The organism is Streptomyces sp. NPDC127038 (assembly GCF_042725875.1).
Classification (GTDB): domain Bacteria; phylum Actinomycetota; class Actinomycetes; order Streptomycetales; family Streptomycetaceae; genus Streptomyces.
In genome coordinates, this window is the sequence record NZ_JBHXDQ010000016.1 from 102,245 (window position 1) to 116,105 (window position 13,861).

Annotated in this window: 12 protein-coding genes; 8 read left to right on the forward strand and 4 right to left on the reverse strand. The window is 73.5% G+C overall.

Annotation, left to right across the window (positions count from 1 at the left end; genetic code table 11):
- Positions 1 to 53: 53 nt before the first annotated feature.
- From ACFWI4_RS14825 to ACFWI4_RS14835, 3 genes are all read right to left on the reverse strand, one after another.
- Positions 54 to 185 carry a hypothetical protein gene (locus ACFWI4_RS14825; protein ID WP_387195381.1) on the reverse strand — a complete coding sequence of 44 codons (132 nt, stop codon included), beginning with the start codon at positions 183 to 185 and terminating at the stop codon, positions 54 to 56.
- 169 nt (positions 186 to 354) lie between these two features.
- Positions 355 to 1,479, reverse strand: a complete 1,125-nt coding sequence (locus ACFWI4_RS14830) for a lipid II:glycine glycyltransferase FemX (RefSeq protein ID WP_387195384.1) — start codon at positions 1,477 to 1,479, stop codon at positions 355 to 357.
- Positions 1,480 to 1,524: 45 nt separating this feature from the next.
- Complete coding sequence (locus ACFWI4_RS14835; protein ID WP_387195387.1) at positions 1,525 to 4,590, reverse strand: FAD-binding and (Fe-S)-binding domain-containing protein; 3,066 nt, start codon at positions 4,588 to 4,590, stop codon at positions 1,525 to 1,527.
- Between the two features lie 230 nt (positions 4,591 to 4,820).
- On the opposite strand from ACFWI4_RS14835, the gene ACFWI4_RS14840 reads away from it, so the two are divergent.
- The 7 genes from ACFWI4_RS14840 to serC all read left to right on the forward strand — a co-directional run bounded on the left by ACFWI4_RS14840 (position 4,821) and on the right by serC (position 11,863).
- On the forward strand, positions 4,821 to 6,632 hold the full coding sequence (locus ACFWI4_RS14840) for an ATP-binding protein (protein ID WP_387195390.1): 1,812 nt from the start codon (positions 4,821 to 4,823) through the stop codon (positions 6,630 to 6,632).
- Positions 6,629 to 7,036, forward strand: coding sequence for a roadblock/LC7 domain-containing protein (locus tag ACFWI4_RS14845; protein WP_339130030.1), 408 nt, complete (start codon positions 6,629 to 6,631; stop codon positions 7,034 to 7,036). The genes ACFWI4_RS14840 and ACFWI4_RS14845 overlap by 4 nt, the downstream gene beginning before the upstream one ends.
- Positions 7,033 to 7,389, forward strand: a complete 357-nt coding sequence (locus ACFWI4_RS14850) for a DUF742 domain-containing protein (protein WP_385395143.1) — start codon at positions 7,033 to 7,035, stop codon at positions 7,387 to 7,389. The genes ACFWI4_RS14845 and ACFWI4_RS14850 overlap by 4 nt, the downstream gene beginning before the upstream one ends.
- Positions 7,370 to 8,008, forward strand: coding sequence for an ATP/GTP-binding protein (locus ACFWI4_RS14855; protein WP_387195394.1), 639 nt, complete (start codon positions 7,370 to 7,372; stop codon positions 8,006 to 8,008). Before ACFWI4_RS14850 ends, ACFWI4_RS14855 begins: the two co-directional genes overlap by 20 nt.
- Positions 8,005 to 9,225, forward strand: coding sequence for a cytochrome P450 (locus ACFWI4_RS14860; RefSeq protein ID WP_387195397.1), 1,221 nt, complete (start codon positions 8,005 to 8,007; stop codon positions 9,223 to 9,225). Before ACFWI4_RS14855 ends, ACFWI4_RS14860 begins: the two co-directional genes overlap by 4 nt.
- A 163-nt stretch (positions 9,226 to 9,388) precedes the next feature.
- Positions 9,389 to 10,612, forward strand: a complete 1,224-nt coding sequence (locus ACFWI4_RS14865; RefSeq protein ID WP_387195400.1) for a cytochrome P450 — start codon at positions 9,389 to 9,391, stop codon at positions 10,610 to 10,612.
- 132 nt (positions 10,613 to 10,744) lie between these two features.
- Entirely contained in the window at positions 10,745 to 11,863 is a 1,119-nt protein-coding gene (gene serC, locus ACFWI4_RS14870; RefSeq protein WP_387195403.1) for a phosphoserine transaminase, read from the forward strand.
- A 153-nt stretch (positions 11,864 to 12,016) separates the two neighbouring features.
- Here the strand turns inward: serC and ACFWI4_RS14875 are convergent, their stop codons facing one another.
- The gene (locus ACFWI4_RS14875; protein WP_387195405.1) at positions 12,017 to 13,012 is read right to left on the reverse strand and encodes a WD40 repeat domain-containing protein; all 996 of its coding nucleotides are present in this window, start codon (positions 13,010 to 13,012) and stop codon (positions 12,017 to 12,019) included.
- Between the two features lie 128 nt (positions 13,013 to 13,140).
- On the opposite strand from ACFWI4_RS14875, the gene ACFWI4_RS14880 reads away from it, so the two are divergent.
- Positions 13,141 to 13,824 (forward strand): SGNH/GDSL hydrolase family protein, encoded by a 684-nt coding sequence (locus ACFWI4_RS14880; RefSeq protein ID WP_385395128.1) that lies wholly within the window; start codon positions 13,141 to 13,143, stop codon positions 13,822 to 13,824.
- Positions 13,825 to 13,861: the final 37 nt, after the last annotated feature.

Genomic DNA, 13,861 nt, shown 5'->3' on the forward strand with positions numbered 1-13,861 from the left:
AAGCGCGAGGGGCCGATGGTGCACCATCGGCCCCTCGTCCGCTCAGCGGCCGATCAGCCGTCGTGGCCGGGCAGCGGCTTGGGCAGCGGCTTGTGCGCGTGCTTCTTCGGCTTCGGCTTCGGGGGCGGCGGGAGCTGCTTCGACTTGGGCTTGGGGGGCAGCGGGGCAAGCTTCCTGAAACTCATTTCCGACTCCTCGTGTTCGGTGGTCCATTGTTCCGGGAATTCCGCGTCCGGCTCCCGACATCAATGAACCTACACGCACCCGCACCCCCCACAACGGCAAAAATGGCAAAGGAGCGCTGTGAATACCCTGGGGAAAGCTGGGCGTTCCCGGAGTCCGCTGAGAATTTCCTCAGCGGCGGGACATGTAGACGTCGAGCGCCTTGTGCAGCACCCGGTTGATGGGGAAGTCCCACTCGCCGAGGTACTCCGCGGCCTCGCCGCCCGCGCCCGCCTTGAAGCGCAGCAGGCCGACGAGGTGGTCGCTCTCGTCCAGGGTGTCGGTGATCCCGCGGAAGTCGTAGACGGCGGCGCCCAGCGCGTGGGCGTCGGCCATCATGCGCCACTGGATCGCGTTGTTGGGCTGGACCTCGCGCTTGCGGCCGGTGGAGGCGCCGTAGGAGTACCAGACGTGGGTGCCGACGGTCAGCATGGTGGCCGCGGCGAGGACCTCCCCCTCGTGGCGGGCGAGGTACAGCCGCATGCGGTCGGGGTCCTCGGCCGTCAGCGAGGTCCACATCCGCTGGAAGTAGGGCAGCGGGCGGGGGATGAACCGGTCGCGTTCCGCCGTCTCCGCGTAGAGCTCGTAGAAGGCGGGCAGATCGTCGTAGCCGCCCCTGACCACCTCGACGCCGGCCTTCTCGGCCTTCTTGATGTTGCGCCGCCACTGCTGGTTGAGGCCCTTGTGGATCTCCTCCAGGGACCGTCCGGCGAAGGGGACCTGGAAGACGTAGCGCGGCTGGCCCGCGGCGAAGCCGTCCTCGCCGCCCGGCTCGGTCCGCTGCCAGCCCATGGCCCGCAGCCGGTCGGCGATCTCGGCGGCACCCGGTTCGCAGGAGGTCGCCGTCACCTCGCCGAGCCGCCGCGCCGCCGGATCGGCGATGGCCGTCTTGACCGTGTCCGCGTTCCAGCGGCGCGCGACCACGGGCGGGCCCATCTTCACGGTGAACGCGCCGAGCGACTTCAGATGCGCGACCATCGGCCGCAGCCAGCGGTCGGCGAGGTCCGGGGCGTGCCAGTCGATGACGGGACCCTCGGGCAGATACGCGAGGTAGCGCCTGAGTTTCGGCAGCGGGCGCAGCAGCACGAGACCGGCCCCCTGGAGGCGGCCGTCCGCGTCGAACCAGCCGAGGCTCTCCGCTCGCCAGTCCGGCTTCACGTCCCCCCAGGACGGCACCTGCATATGGCTGGCCGAGGGCCGCGAGCGGACGAACGCCAGGTGTTCGTCACGGGTGATCGCCTTCAGGCGGAGGGCCATGCGCGTACTCCTCGAAGTCCTTGAGCAGGTGGGATTTCAGCGTACTTACGCGGTTCGCGCGGGTCCGTCCTCGCGCGGCCCGTCGTCCAGCGCCTCGGCCAGCACCTCCGCCAGGTGGCGGCCCCTGCGGCCGGAGAGCTGGGCCAGCTGGGTGCGGCAGGAGTAGCCGTCGGCGAGGATCACCGCCGTGTCGTCGGCCGCCCGTACGGCCGGGAGCAGTTGTTCCTCCGCGCAGGCCCGGGACACCTCCTCGTGGCCGCGCTCGAAGCCGAAGTTGCCCGCGAGGCCGCAGCAGCCGCCGGCGAGGGCCCCGGCCAGGCCCGCCGCCTCGCGCAGCCGCCGTTCGGCCCCGTCGCCGAGGACGGCGTGCTGGTGACAGTGCGTCTGGCCGGTCGCCGGGCGGTCCAGGCGGGGCGGGGTCCAGTCCGGCGCGTGCCGTTCCAGTGCCTCGGCGAAGGTCGTCACGGCCGCCGCCAGCCGTGCGGCGCGCGGGTCGCCGGGCAGCAGTTCGGGCAGGTCCGTGCGCAGGGCGGCGGCGCAGCTCGGCTCCAGCACGACGACGGGGACGCCGTCCAGGGCGAGGGCGGGCTCCATGAGGTCGAGGGTGCGGCGCAGGACGGCGCGGGCGCGGTCGAGCTGTCCGGTGGAGACATAGGTGAGTCCGCAGCAGACGCTGTGGCGGCGACGCGGGAGCAGGGTGCCGGGGCGCAGGGGGCCCCGGGTGACCCCGTCGCCGACGGGCCCGTGCCTCCGCGGTGTCCCCGGCGGCAGCAGGACGGTGAGTCCCGCGGCTTCCAGGACGCGTACGGCGGCACGGCCGACGGAGGGTTCCAGGTGTTCGGTGAAGGTGTCCGGCCACAGCAGGACCGTCCTCCCGCCCCGGCCGCCCGGGGTCCGCTCCCCCGCGACCGTCGCGTCCCGCCCGCCCCGGGCCCGCTCCCGGGCGTCCGCGCGGGCCCGGTCGCGGAGCCGGGCCGACCACCACCGGGTGAACGTCCGCGGTGCCAGCCGCGGGAGCTCCCGGCCGGGGGAGACACCGGCCAGGCGCTTGGCGGCGGAGGCCAACGGCCGCACGGAGGCGAGGGAGTTGACGAGCCGGGCCGAGCGGGTGCGGGTCACCGCCGCGAGCCAGAACGGGAGCCGGCCCAGGGCGTAGTGCGCGGCGGGCCGGCGCCGGCCCGCGTAGTGGTGATGGAGGAACTCGGCCTTGTAGGTGGCCATGTCGACGCCGACCGGGCAGTCGGATCGGCAGCCCTTGCACGACAGGCACAGGTCGAGCGCGTCCCGGACCTCCGTGGAGCGCCAGCCGTCGGTGACGATCTCGCCGGCGAGCATCTCGTGCAGCAGCCTGGCCCGTCCGCGGGTGGAGTGCGCCTCCTCGCCGGTCGCCCGGAAGGAGGGGCACATGACCTCGGCTCCGCCCGGCGCCGACGCCGTACGGCACTTGGCGACGCCCACGCAGCGGCGCACGGCCGCCGAGAAGTCGCCGCCGTCCGCCGGGTAGCCGAACTCCACGTCCACCGGCCGCCCGGGCAGCACCGCGAACCTGAGGTTCTCGTCCAGCCGGTGCGGGCGTACGAGCATGCCGGGGTTGAGCAGGGCGTCCGGGTCCCAGAGGTCCTTCGCCCGTTCGAAGACGCGGACCATCGCGGGCCCGTACATGACCGGCAGGAGTTCCGCGCGCGCCTGCCCGTCGCCGTGCTCCCCGGACAGCGAGCCCCCGTGGGCGACGACGAGGTGCGCGGTCTCCTCCGAGAAGCGCCGGAACCGGGCGACGCCCGCCGCGGAGACCAGGTCGAAGTCGATCCTGACGTGGACACAGCCGTCGCCGAAGTGCCCGTACGGGGTGCCCCGCAGCCCGTGGTCCTTGAGCAGGGCCCGGAAGTCCCGCAGATACGCGCCGAGCCGGGCGGGCGGCACCGCGCAGTCCTCCCAGCCGGGCCAGGCCTCGGCACCGGCACCGCGGCCCGCGCCGGGCGGGGTGCCCTTCCCGCTGTCCGGGATCCGGGTCGCCGTGCCTGCTGCGTCCTCCCGCAGCCGCCACAGCGCCCGCTGTCCGGCCGGGTCGGTGACCACCAGGGCGTCCCGCGCGCCGGCCGCCCGCACGATCGCGTCCGCGCCCGCGCGCGCCTCGGCCGGTGTCGTACCGCCCGTCTCCACGAACAGCCAGGCCCCGCCGCGCGGCAGCCCCGCGCCGGCGGGCACGAGGTCGGCGGCCATCCCCTCCACGGTCAGCGGGTGGTGCGGCAGCAGACCGGCGGCGGCGTCCGCGGCGGCGCTCTCGTCGGGGTACGCGAGGACGGCGAGCGCCGTCTCGCGGGGTGCCTCGACCAGTCCCACGACCGCCTCGGTGAGCAGGCCCCAGGTGCCCTCGGTGCCGCAGAAGGCGCGGGCCGTGTCCGCGCCCCGCTCGGGCAGGAGCGCGTCCAGGGCGTATCCGGAGATCCGCCGCGGGAGGTCGGGGAAGCCGGTCCGCAACAGCGCCGACTCGCCCTCGACCAGGGCCTTCAGACCGTCCGGGGCGCCCCGCCAGTCGCGGCCGAGGCGGCGCTCGGCCCCGTCGGCGCCGATGACGGACAGTTCGCGCACGCTGTCGGCCGTGGTGCCCCAGGCGACGGAGTGGGAGCCGCAGGAGTTGTTGCCGATCATCCCGCCGAGGGTGCAGCGGCTGTGCGTGGAGGGGTCGGGGCCGAAGCGCAGACCGTGGGGGGCGGCGGCCTCCTGGAGGCGGTCGAGGACGGCACCGGGCTGGACGACGGCCGTGCGGGCGTCCGGGTCCAGCGCGAGGATCCGGTTCATGTGGCGGGTGAAGTCCAGGACGACGCCGGTGCCCGTGGCCTGTCCGGCGATCGAGGTGCCGCCGCCCCGCGCCACGACCGGCACCCCGTGCGCGCGGCACACGGCGAGCGCGGCGGCCACGTCGTCGGCGTCCCGCGGGGCCACCACCCCGAGCGGTACGCGCCGGTGGTTGGAGGCGTCCATGGTGGTCAGTGCCCGTGCCGTCGCGTCGAAGGACACCTCGCCGCGCACGGTACGGGCCAGCTCGGACCGCAGCCGTCCGGCGAGCCCCCCGTCCGTGCGTCCCGCCGGCCGTCCGCCCAGATCCGTCATGCCTCCAGGATGCCGCCGGGTACGGGCCGCGGTCCCGCCGACGTGCACCCGAAAGGCCCCGATATGCCGGGGCGATCATGAAACCGCTTTTCGAAGCTTCCCAATCGGATCACGAACTCTCATATAGTGACGGCGAGTTGAGCATCATGTGTCGCTTCTCGCCCAGGACCGACCGAGGACACGACCGAGGACACGTTCTTCCCCCCAGGAACACGACCGAGGACCGATTGATGACCCCGCCCCTGCCCTCCGGCGAACGACCCAGCCCGCGCAGCACGGCCAAAGCCGTGCTGGCCTCCGCCGTCCCGGCCGCCGCGGCCGTGGTCGCCGCCGTACTGCTGGCCCCCGAGCCCGCCCGGGTGCCCCTCGCCTGGGGCACCGGCGCCGCCGCGGCCCTGCTGTGCGCCGCCGTCGCCGTGGCCGCCCACGCCGTACAGGCCGGGCGGCTCGCGCAGCGACGCCTCGACGGCCTGACCAAGGACACCGGCCGCCTCCTCCAGGAACGGGCCCGGCTCGCCGAGGAGTTCGGCCGGGAACGGACCAGACTCGCCGACGAGGCCGCCCGCGAGCGCGCCCGCGCGGCCGAGGCCGCGGCCCAGGAACGCGTCCGCCTGACCGAGGCGGCAGCCCAGGAACGCGCCCGTCTCACCGAGGAGTTCGCCGCCGAACGCGAACTGCTCACCGGCGACCGGGCCCGGCTCACCGAGCGCAACGCCGAACTCTCCGAACGCGCCCGGCGGGCCGTCGGCGACCGTGCCGCCGCGATCTCGGCGACGGCCAACGCGGCCGCCCGGATGCAGGCGCTCTCCACCGGCATGCTGGCCGACCTGCGGGCCATGGAGGAACGGCACTCCGACGAGGACGTCCTCGCCGACCTGCTGCACCTCGACCACCGCACCGCGCAGGCGGGCCGCCTCGCCGACTCCGTCGCCGTGCTGACGGGCGCCCGCTCGGGGCGCCGCTGGGCCCGCCCGATCGTCATGGAGTCCATCCTGCGCGGCGCCATGGGCCGCATCGGCGGCTACCAGCGGGTGCGCGTCCACTCCGCGTCCGAGGCCGCCGTCGCCGGACACGCCGCCGAGGGCGTCATGCACGCGCTCGCCGAACTCCTCGACAACGCGGCCAACTTCTCGCCGCCCACCGCCGAAGTGCACGTGTACGTCGAGGAGGTCCCGGCCGGCGTCATCGTCTCCGTCGAGGACAGCGGCCTGGTCATGGGCGACGTGCAGCTGCGCCGCGCCGAGCGCGCCGTCACGGGTGTCGTCGGGCCCCGCTCCGGACTCGGCGGCCTCACCGGCACCCGTCTCGGCCTCTCGGTCGTGGGCCGGCTCGCCCGCAAGCACGGACTGAAGGTGTCCTTCAGGCCCTCCGCCCGCGGCGGCACCGGCGTCCTGGTCCTCATCCCGCAGGACATCCTCACCCAGTCGCACCCGTCCTACGGGGCCACCCCGGCCGGGGCGGCCGCGTCGGCCCCGGCCGCCCTCGACGGCCACCCGTCCGCACCGGGGCCCGCGGCCGGCGGAGAGACGCCGGAGCCCGCGGGGACGCCGGACGCTCACGAGCCCCGTACCCCCCGGGAACCCGCCGTGTCCCCCGTGTCGTACGCCGCCGCCCGCGCGGCCGGCGACCTCGACCCGGATCCCGTACCGACCCACGACTCGCCCCGGCACGAGCAGGGCCCCGCCTCGACCGGCGGTCTGCCCAAGCGCCGCCGCGGGCGCACCCTCGCCCACGCCGAGCGCAGCCGCTCGCACGCCACGCCCCCGGCCGGTGCCGAACCCCGGAGCGGCGACGACCCCAAGAACCGGTCGGCCGCCCGCTTCGGCACCTTCCGCCAGGCCGTACGCGGCACCGCACCCGGCACCCCCGACCAGGCGGCGCCCGACGCCCCGCCACCGGCCGGGACCCCGGCACCGGCCACGTACCCGGCACCGCCCGAATCCCCGGCACCGCCCGAGGACCGGGCACCCGCATCCACCGGATCCCCCACCCCCACGACCCCCACCGCGCACGCGTTCCCGGAAGGCGACACCACCCCATGACCGGCACCCTCACCGCCGACGAGAAGCTCACCTGGCTCATCGAGGGCCTCCTTGAGCGCACCCCGGGCGCACGGCACGCGCTCGTGCTCTCCCGCGACGGCCTGAAGCTGTGCCGCACACCGGAGCTGTCGGTCGACCAGGCCGACCAGCTCGCCGCCATCGCCGCCGGCATCCAGTCGCTGTCCCACGGCGCCTCCGTGGAGTTCGGCGACGGCAGCGGAGGCGTGCGCTCGGCCATGGCCGAGTTCTACGGAGGGGTGCTGTTCATCGTGGAGGCCGGCGACGGCGCGCACCTCGCCGTCGTCACCGCCGAGGACGCCGACGCCGGACTGGTGGGACACAACATGAGCGAACTCGTGGAACAACTCGGCGAGCACCTGACCGCGCCGCCCCGGTCCTCATGAGCCGTCCGGGCAGGGACGACGCGCCCGACCGGCTGTACACCCTCACCGGAGGGCGCACCCGGTCCGGCCCCGACACCCCCTTCGACCTCGTGACCCTGGTGGTCGCCGAGTGCGATCCGGTGGTGGGCATGCAGTCCGAGCACGCCGCGATCCTGCGGCTGTGCGAACGGCCGACGGCCGTCGTGGAGATCGCGGCGGAGCTGGGACTGCCGGTGTCGATCACCCGCGTCCTGCTCTCCGACCTGCTCTCCACGGGCCGGGTCAGCGCCCGCCACCCGCACACCACTGTTCCATCCGGTCTTCCCGATCCCGACATCCTGGAGCAGGTGCTCGTTGGACTCCGTAACCTCTGACGCTCGTGCGCCCCTGTCCGCGTCCGCCGACAACGGCCTCAAGATCGTGATCGTGGGCGGCTTCGGTGTCGGCAAGACGACCCTCGTCCGCTCGGTCAGCGAGATACGTCCCCTCAACACCGAGGAGACGATGACCCAGGCCGGCGAGGCCGTCGACGACATCAGCGAGGTCCGCGGCAAGACCGCGACCACCGTCGCCTTCGACTTCGGACGCATCACGCTGGACACGCACAACATCCTGTACCTGTTCGGCGCACCCGGACAGGAACGGTTCTGGTTCCTCTGGGACCGGCTCTTCTCCGGGACGCTCGGGGCGATCGTCCTGGTCGACACCCGCCGCATCGACGAGTCCTGGTACGCCATCGACCGCCTCGAACACCACGGCACCCCGTTCATCGTGGCCTGCAACGACTTCGGCGGCCCCCCGCACACCCCCGCCCAGATCCGCGAGGCCCTCGACCTCGACCCGCACGTACCGCTGCTCGACTGCGACGCCCGCTCCCGGGAGTCGAGCAAGCGGGTGCTGATCACCCTGGTCGAGCACATCCAGTCCCTCTCCGCCCGTCACGGCGCCGCAGCCGCGGAAGGCGCCCTTCACTCACCGGAGCCCGCGCTGTGACCCCCGCCTCCGCCTCCGCGCCCGTCCCCCTCGGCGGACCGCGGTTCCAGACCGAACCCGCCGAGCTGTACCGGGAGATGCGGCGCGAACACGGCTCCGTCGTACCGGTCGTCCTCGACGGGGACGTCCCCGCCTGGCTCGTGCTCGGCTACCGCGAACTGCACCAGGTCACCGGCGACCCGCAGCTGTTCAGCCGGGACTCCGAACTGTGGAGCCAGTGGGAACGCATCCCCGACGACTGGCCGCTGCTGCCGATGATCGGCCGCCGACAGCCCTCCATCCTGTACACCGTCGGCGAGCGCCACCGCGAACGCGCCGCCATGGTCAGCGACGCCCTCGAAGCCGTCGACCCCTCCCAACTGCGCTCCCACGCCGAGAAGTTCGCCGACGAACTGATCGACGCGATCTGCGCCAAGGGCGAGACCGACCTCATCGGCGACTACGCGGCCCTGCTGCCCGTACGCGTCCTCGCGACGCTCTACGGCTTCGCCGACGAACAGGGCCCGGGCCTGGTCACCGCCCTGAACGACATGATCAACGGCCGCGAGGGCGCGCTGGCCGGACAGCAGCATCTCGCCTCCTCCATGGCCCGGTTGATCGCCGACCGCAAGGAGACGCCCGCCGACGACGTCGTCTCCCGGATGCTCGCGAACACCGCGGGCTTCGACGACATGGAGATCGTCCAGGACCTGATGGTCATGATGGCCGCCGGCCACCAGCCCACCGCCGACTGGATCGGCAACTCGCTGCGCCTGATGCTCACCGACGACCGGTTCGCCGCCTCCCTGTTCGGCGGCCGGCACAGCGTCGCCGAGGCCATGAACGAGGTCCTGTGGGAGGACACCCCCACCCAGAACGTGGCCGGCCGCTGGGCCTCCCGCGACACCCAGCTCGGCGGCCGCCGGATCCGCTCGGGCGACCTGCTGCTGCTCGGCCTCCAGGGCGCCAACTCCGACCCCCAGGTCCGCACCGACAGCTCCGCCCTCACCGGCGGCAACAACGCCCACTTCTCCTTCGGCCACGGCGAACACCGCTGCCCGTTCCCGGCCCAGGAGATCGCCGAGGTGATCGCGCGGACCGGCATCGAGGTCGTCCTGGACCGGCTGCCCGACATCGACCTGGCCGCGCCCGCCGAGTCGCTCACCCGGCGCCCCTCCCCGTGGCTGCGGGGCCTGAACGAACTGCCCGTACGGTTCACGCCCGTTCCCGTCCTCTGAGACGCCCGCCGCATCCGGTCCGCGCACGGTCCGGCCGGAGTCCCCGGCCCGCGCACCGTCCGACCGGAATCCCGGCCGGTCCATCGTCCGGCCGGGGTCCGGGGCCGTCCCCAGGTCCCCGGGAAACGCGTCACCCCCACCCAGCCCTTGGAGGCACCCCCGCATGACCACCGGTACCGAAGAGACCCGCATAGTCCTGGACCCCTTCGTCACCGACCTGGACGGCGAGAGCGCCGCGCTGCGCGCCGCGGGACCGCTCGCCGCCGTCGAACTGCCCGGCGGCGTCCCGGTGTGGGCCGTCACCCACCACGCCGAGGCACGCGCCCTGCTCACCGACCCCCGTCTGGTGAAGGACATCAACGTCTGGGGCGCCTGGCAGCGCGGCGAGATCGCCCCCGACTGGCCGCTGATCGGCCTCGCCAACCCCGGCCGCTCCATGCTCACCGTGGACGGAGCGGACCACCGGCGGATGCGCACCCTGGTGGCGCAGGCGCTGACCCCGCGCCGGGTGGAGCAGATGCGCGAGCGCATCTCGAAGATGACGGAGGGTCTGCTCGACAACCTCACCGGGGACGTCGTCGACCTGAAGGCCGACTTCGCCTACCCGCTGCCCATGTACGTCATCGCCGACCTCATGGGCATCGAGGAGTCCCGGCTGCCCCGGCTGAAGGAGCTGTTCGAGAAGTTCTTCTCGACGCAGACCCCGCCCGCCGAGGTCATCGCGACCCTCACCGAACTCGCCGGGATCATGGCCGAGACGGTGGCGGCCAAGCGGGCCGAGCCGGGCGACGACCTGACCAGCGCGCTGATCCTGGCCTCCGAGGACGGCGACCACCTCACCGACGCGGAGATCGTCTCCACCCTCCAGCTGATGGTCGCGGCCGGCCACGAGACGACGATCTCCCTCATCGTCAACGCGGTCGTCAACCTCTCCGCCCACCCCGACCAGCGCGCCCTCGTGCTGTCCGGCGAGGTGGACTGGTCCGCGGTCGTCGAGGAGACCCTGCGCTTCGCCACCCCGACCTCGCACGTCCTCATCCGCTTCGCCACCGAGGACGTCCCGGTCGGCGACAAGGTCATCCCGGCGGGCGACGCGCTCATCGTGTCGTACGGCGCGATCGGCCGCGACGAGAACGCCCACGGGCCCACCGCGGGCGAGTTCGACATCCGCCGCACCAGCGCCAACCGGCACATCTCGTTCGGGCACGGGCCCCACGTCTGCCCCGGCGCCGCCCTGTCCCGGCTGGAGGCGGGTGTCGCCCTGCCCGCCCTGTACGAGCGCTTCCCGGCCCTGGACCTCGCCGTCCCCGCGCCGGAGCTGCGCAACAAGCCGGTGGTGACCCAGAACGACCTGTTCGAACTGCCGGTCCGGCTCACCGCCGAGTGAACTGAACCGAGGTGACCGCGGCCGCCGGAGAGGCCCGTCCCGCCCCTCCGGCGGCCACCGCCGTCAACACGGCCCGTCTCAGCCGACGGACGACGTTTCACCGGGGTTTCCCGGAACGGCTAGGCTCCTGGCGTGGCTGATATCCAGATCCCCGCTGACCTCAAGCCCGCCGACGGACGATTCGGCGCCGGCCCCTCCAAGGTGCGGACGGAGGCACTGGACGCGCTGGCCGCGACCGGCACCTCCCTGCTCGGCACCTCCCACCGCCAGGCCCCGGTCAAGAACCTGGTCGGCAAGGTGCGCGAGGGCGTGAGCGAGCTGTTCTCGCTGCCCGACGGGTACGAGGTCGTCCTCGGCAACGGCGGCTCCACGGCGTTCTGGGACGTCGCGACGCACGGCCTGATCGAGAACAAGTCGCAGCACCTCACGTTCGGCGAGTTCTCCTCCAAGTTCGCGAAGGCGGCCAAGCTCGCCCCGTGGCTCGCCGAGCCGACCGTGGTCTCCTCCGACCCGGGCACGCACCCCGAGCCGGTCGCCGAGGCGGGCGCCGACGTCTACGCCTTCACCCACAACGAGACCTCCACCGGTGTCGCCGCCCCCATCAAGCGGGTCGCTGGCGCCGACGAGGGCGCGCTGGTCCTCGTGGACGCCACCTCCGGCGCCGGCGGCCTGCCCGTCGACATCGCCGAGACCGACGTCTACTACTTCGCCCCGCAGAAGTCCTTCGCCTCCGACGGCGGCCTGTGGATCGCCGTGTTCTCCCCGGCCGCGATCGAGCGCGCCGAGCGGATCCACGCCTCGGGCCGGCACATCCCGGAGTTCTTCTCGCTGCCGACGGCGATCGACAACTCCCGCAAGAACCAGACGTACAACACCCCGGCGCTGGCCACCCTCTTCCTGCTCAACGAGCAGCTGGAGTGGATCAACGGCCAGGGCGGCCTCGCCTGGTCCTCGGCCCGCACGAAGGACTCCTCGACCCGCCTGTACCGCTGGGCCGAGGACAGCAAGTACGCCACCCCGTTCGTGACGGACGCCGCCAAGCGCTCGCAGGTCATCGGCACGATCGACTTCGCCGACGAGATCGACGCGGCCGCCGTCGCCAAGGTGCTGCGCGCCAACGGTGTCGTCGACACCGAGCCCTACCGCAAGCTCGGCCGCAACCAGCTGCGCGTCGCCATGTTCCCGGCGATCGACCCGGCGGACGTCGAGGCGTTGACGCGCTGCGTCGACTACGTGATCGAGAAGCTGTAACCGGTCCCTGTACCGCGGTCGAGGGGCGTCCGGCGCACGAGCGCCGGGCGCCCCTCGTCGCGTCCACGGACCCCGTGAAGGCCCGTCAGCGGCGCCGTACGCCGTCCCGGGCCCCTCGCCCTCGACGGCGTACGGCAGGCCCGTGAGCGCCCGTCAGCGGCGGCGCAGGCGCCTGAGGCCGAGGACCACGGCGAGCAGGGCCGCGACCGCGACGGCACCGACCTTCGCCTGACCGCTCAGACCACCGCTCCCGCCCGCCGCGGCCGAACCCCCGCCCTTGGACGAGGAGTTGGCGCCGGACCCCGTGGCACCCGGCGCGTCCTCGGGCTGCACGGGGCTGTCCGCGCCCTCGCTGCCGTACATGAGCTTCGATCCGTCGGGGGTGTAGGTGATCGACTCCCCCTGGTCCTGAAGGGGCACGTTCAGGCGCTCCAGGCGCTTGATCCGCCCGTCGTTCCAGGAGTACGCGATCCCGCCGAAGTAGCCGCGCACGGCGAGCTGCCGGCCGTCGGGGGAGAAGGCTCCGTCCGTCACCCACAGGTCGATGGGCGCGATGGGCCTGAAGACGTTCGTGGTGGTGGCCGAGAGGTGGGCGGGACCCTCGTAGAGGTGGCCGCCGTCCTCGTCCTTGTCGGCGATGTAGACCCGCCCGGTCTTGGGATGCACCATCAGCGCCTCCGCGTTGCGGGGACCGTCCGCGTACTTCACCACGTACTGGGTGGCACGGATCGTCTGGTCCTTGAGCACCTTCGGCTCGGGGAGCTTGTAGATCCACACGTGGTCCCACGAGCCGCCGAGGTTGTCGCCGATGTCCCCGGCGTACAGGTCGCCGTCGGGGCCGATGGAGATCGCCTCGACGTCCCGCGGCCTGCCGACCCCGGTCATGGTGACCGTGGCGACGGTCCGGCCCGTCCTGCTGTCCACGGCGTACAGGTAGGGCCCGTCACCGCTGTCGTTGTGGGTCCAGTACACGCCCGGGTGGATGCGCGAGGCGGCGAGCCCGCTGGACTCCTTGATCCGGGGGTCCTTGATGGTGAATCCCCCGTCGCCCCCGTCGGCGAGCGCGGGCGCCGCCAGGGTGAGGACGAGGGCCGCTCCGGCAAGGACTCCGGCGGCGGCTCCGGACACGGACGAGTGCGATCGGCGCATGCCCCCAAGCCTGCCATCCCACCGGCCCGTTCAGACGGCCGCGGCCCACCGGATCCGCGGGGGCGGGCGTGTCCAGCTTCACACCGCCGGGGCCCGTGGCACCTGGGCCGATCGTCCATGATGATCGGATGCTCAGGTTCATGCCCGTCGGCGACTCCATGACGATCGGTAGCGCGGGCGAACACACGTGGCGCTACCGGATGTGGCAGCACCTGCGCGCGACGTACGGGGGCCCGTTCAAGATCGTCGGCCCGCGCGAGACGCTCTACGACCAGGCCACGGGCTCCCCCGACTCCTACGAGTACGCGGACCCGGACTTCCCCCGCGCCCATCTGGCCGGCTGGGGCGAGGGCTGGCTCCACATGGCCCCGCTGATCCGCGAGAGCGTCCGCGCGCAGCGCGCCGACGTCCTGCTGGTCTCGCTCGGGCTCATCGACCTCGGCTTCTACACGAACGCCGTCCAGACCGCCGACAACGTCCGCCTCTTCGTCGAGGAGGCCCGCGCCGCCAACCCGCGCGTCCGCGTCGTCCTGCTCCCCGTGATCCCCAACGTCCGGGCCCGGGACGACGCCCCCTTCGCCGCCGAGGTGGCCGCGTTCAACGAGCTCCTCGCCAAGACGGCCGCCGACCTCGACGAACCTCGCTCCCCGCTGCTCCTCGCGTCCCCGCCCCCCTCGTACGACATCGACCTCGACACCTACGACGGCACCCACCCGAACGCGAGCGGCGAACACAAGATCGCGGAATCCTTCGCGGAGGCGATGCACCAGTCCTGGGACCTGGGCGAGCCGTACTCGGCGGTGCCGGCCTGACGGTCCCGGCGAGGCCGACGGCGACCTCGCGGCCCGT

What these genes read in the sequence shown, in the direction of transcription:
- ACFWI4_RS14825 (WP_387195381.1), bottom strand. Translation starts at nt 185, where the DNA reads ATGAGTTTCAGGAAGCTTGCCCCGCTGCCCCCCAAGCCCAAGTCGAAG.
- ACFWI4_RS14830 (WP_387195384.1), bottom strand. Translation starts at nt 1,479, where the DNA reads ATGGCCCTCCGCCTGAAGGCGATCACCCGTGACGAACACCTGGCGTTC.
- ACFWI4_RS14835 (WP_387195387.1), bottom strand. Translation starts at nt 4,590, where the DNA reads ATGACGGATCTGGGCGGACGGCCGGCGGGACGCACGGACGGGGGGCTC.
- ACFWI4_RS14840 (WP_387195390.1), top strand. Translation starts at nt 4,821, where the DNA reads ATGACCCCGCCCCTGCCCTCCGGCGAACGACCCAGCCCGCGCAGCACG.
- ACFWI4_RS14845 (WP_339130030.1), top strand. Translation starts at nt 6,629, where the DNA reads ATGACCGGCACCCTCACCGCCGACGAGAAGCTCACCTGGCTCATCGAG.
- ACFWI4_RS14850 (WP_385395143.1), top strand. Translation starts at nt 7,033, where the DNA reads ATGAGCCGTCCGGGCAGGGACGACGCGCCCGACCGGCTGTACACCCTC.
- ACFWI4_RS14865 (WP_387195400.1), top strand. Translation starts at nt 9,389, where the DNA reads ATGACCACCGGTACCGAAGAGACCCGCATAGTCCTGGACCCCTTCGTC.
- ACFWI4_RS14875 (WP_387195405.1), bottom strand. Translation starts at nt 13,012, where the DNA reads ATGCGCCGATCGCACTCGTCCGTGTCCGGAGCCGCCGCCGGAGTCCTT.
- ACFWI4_RS14880 (WP_385395128.1), top strand. Translation starts at nt 13,141, where the DNA reads ATGCTCAGGTTCATGCCCGTCGGCGACTCCATGACGATCGGTAGCGCG.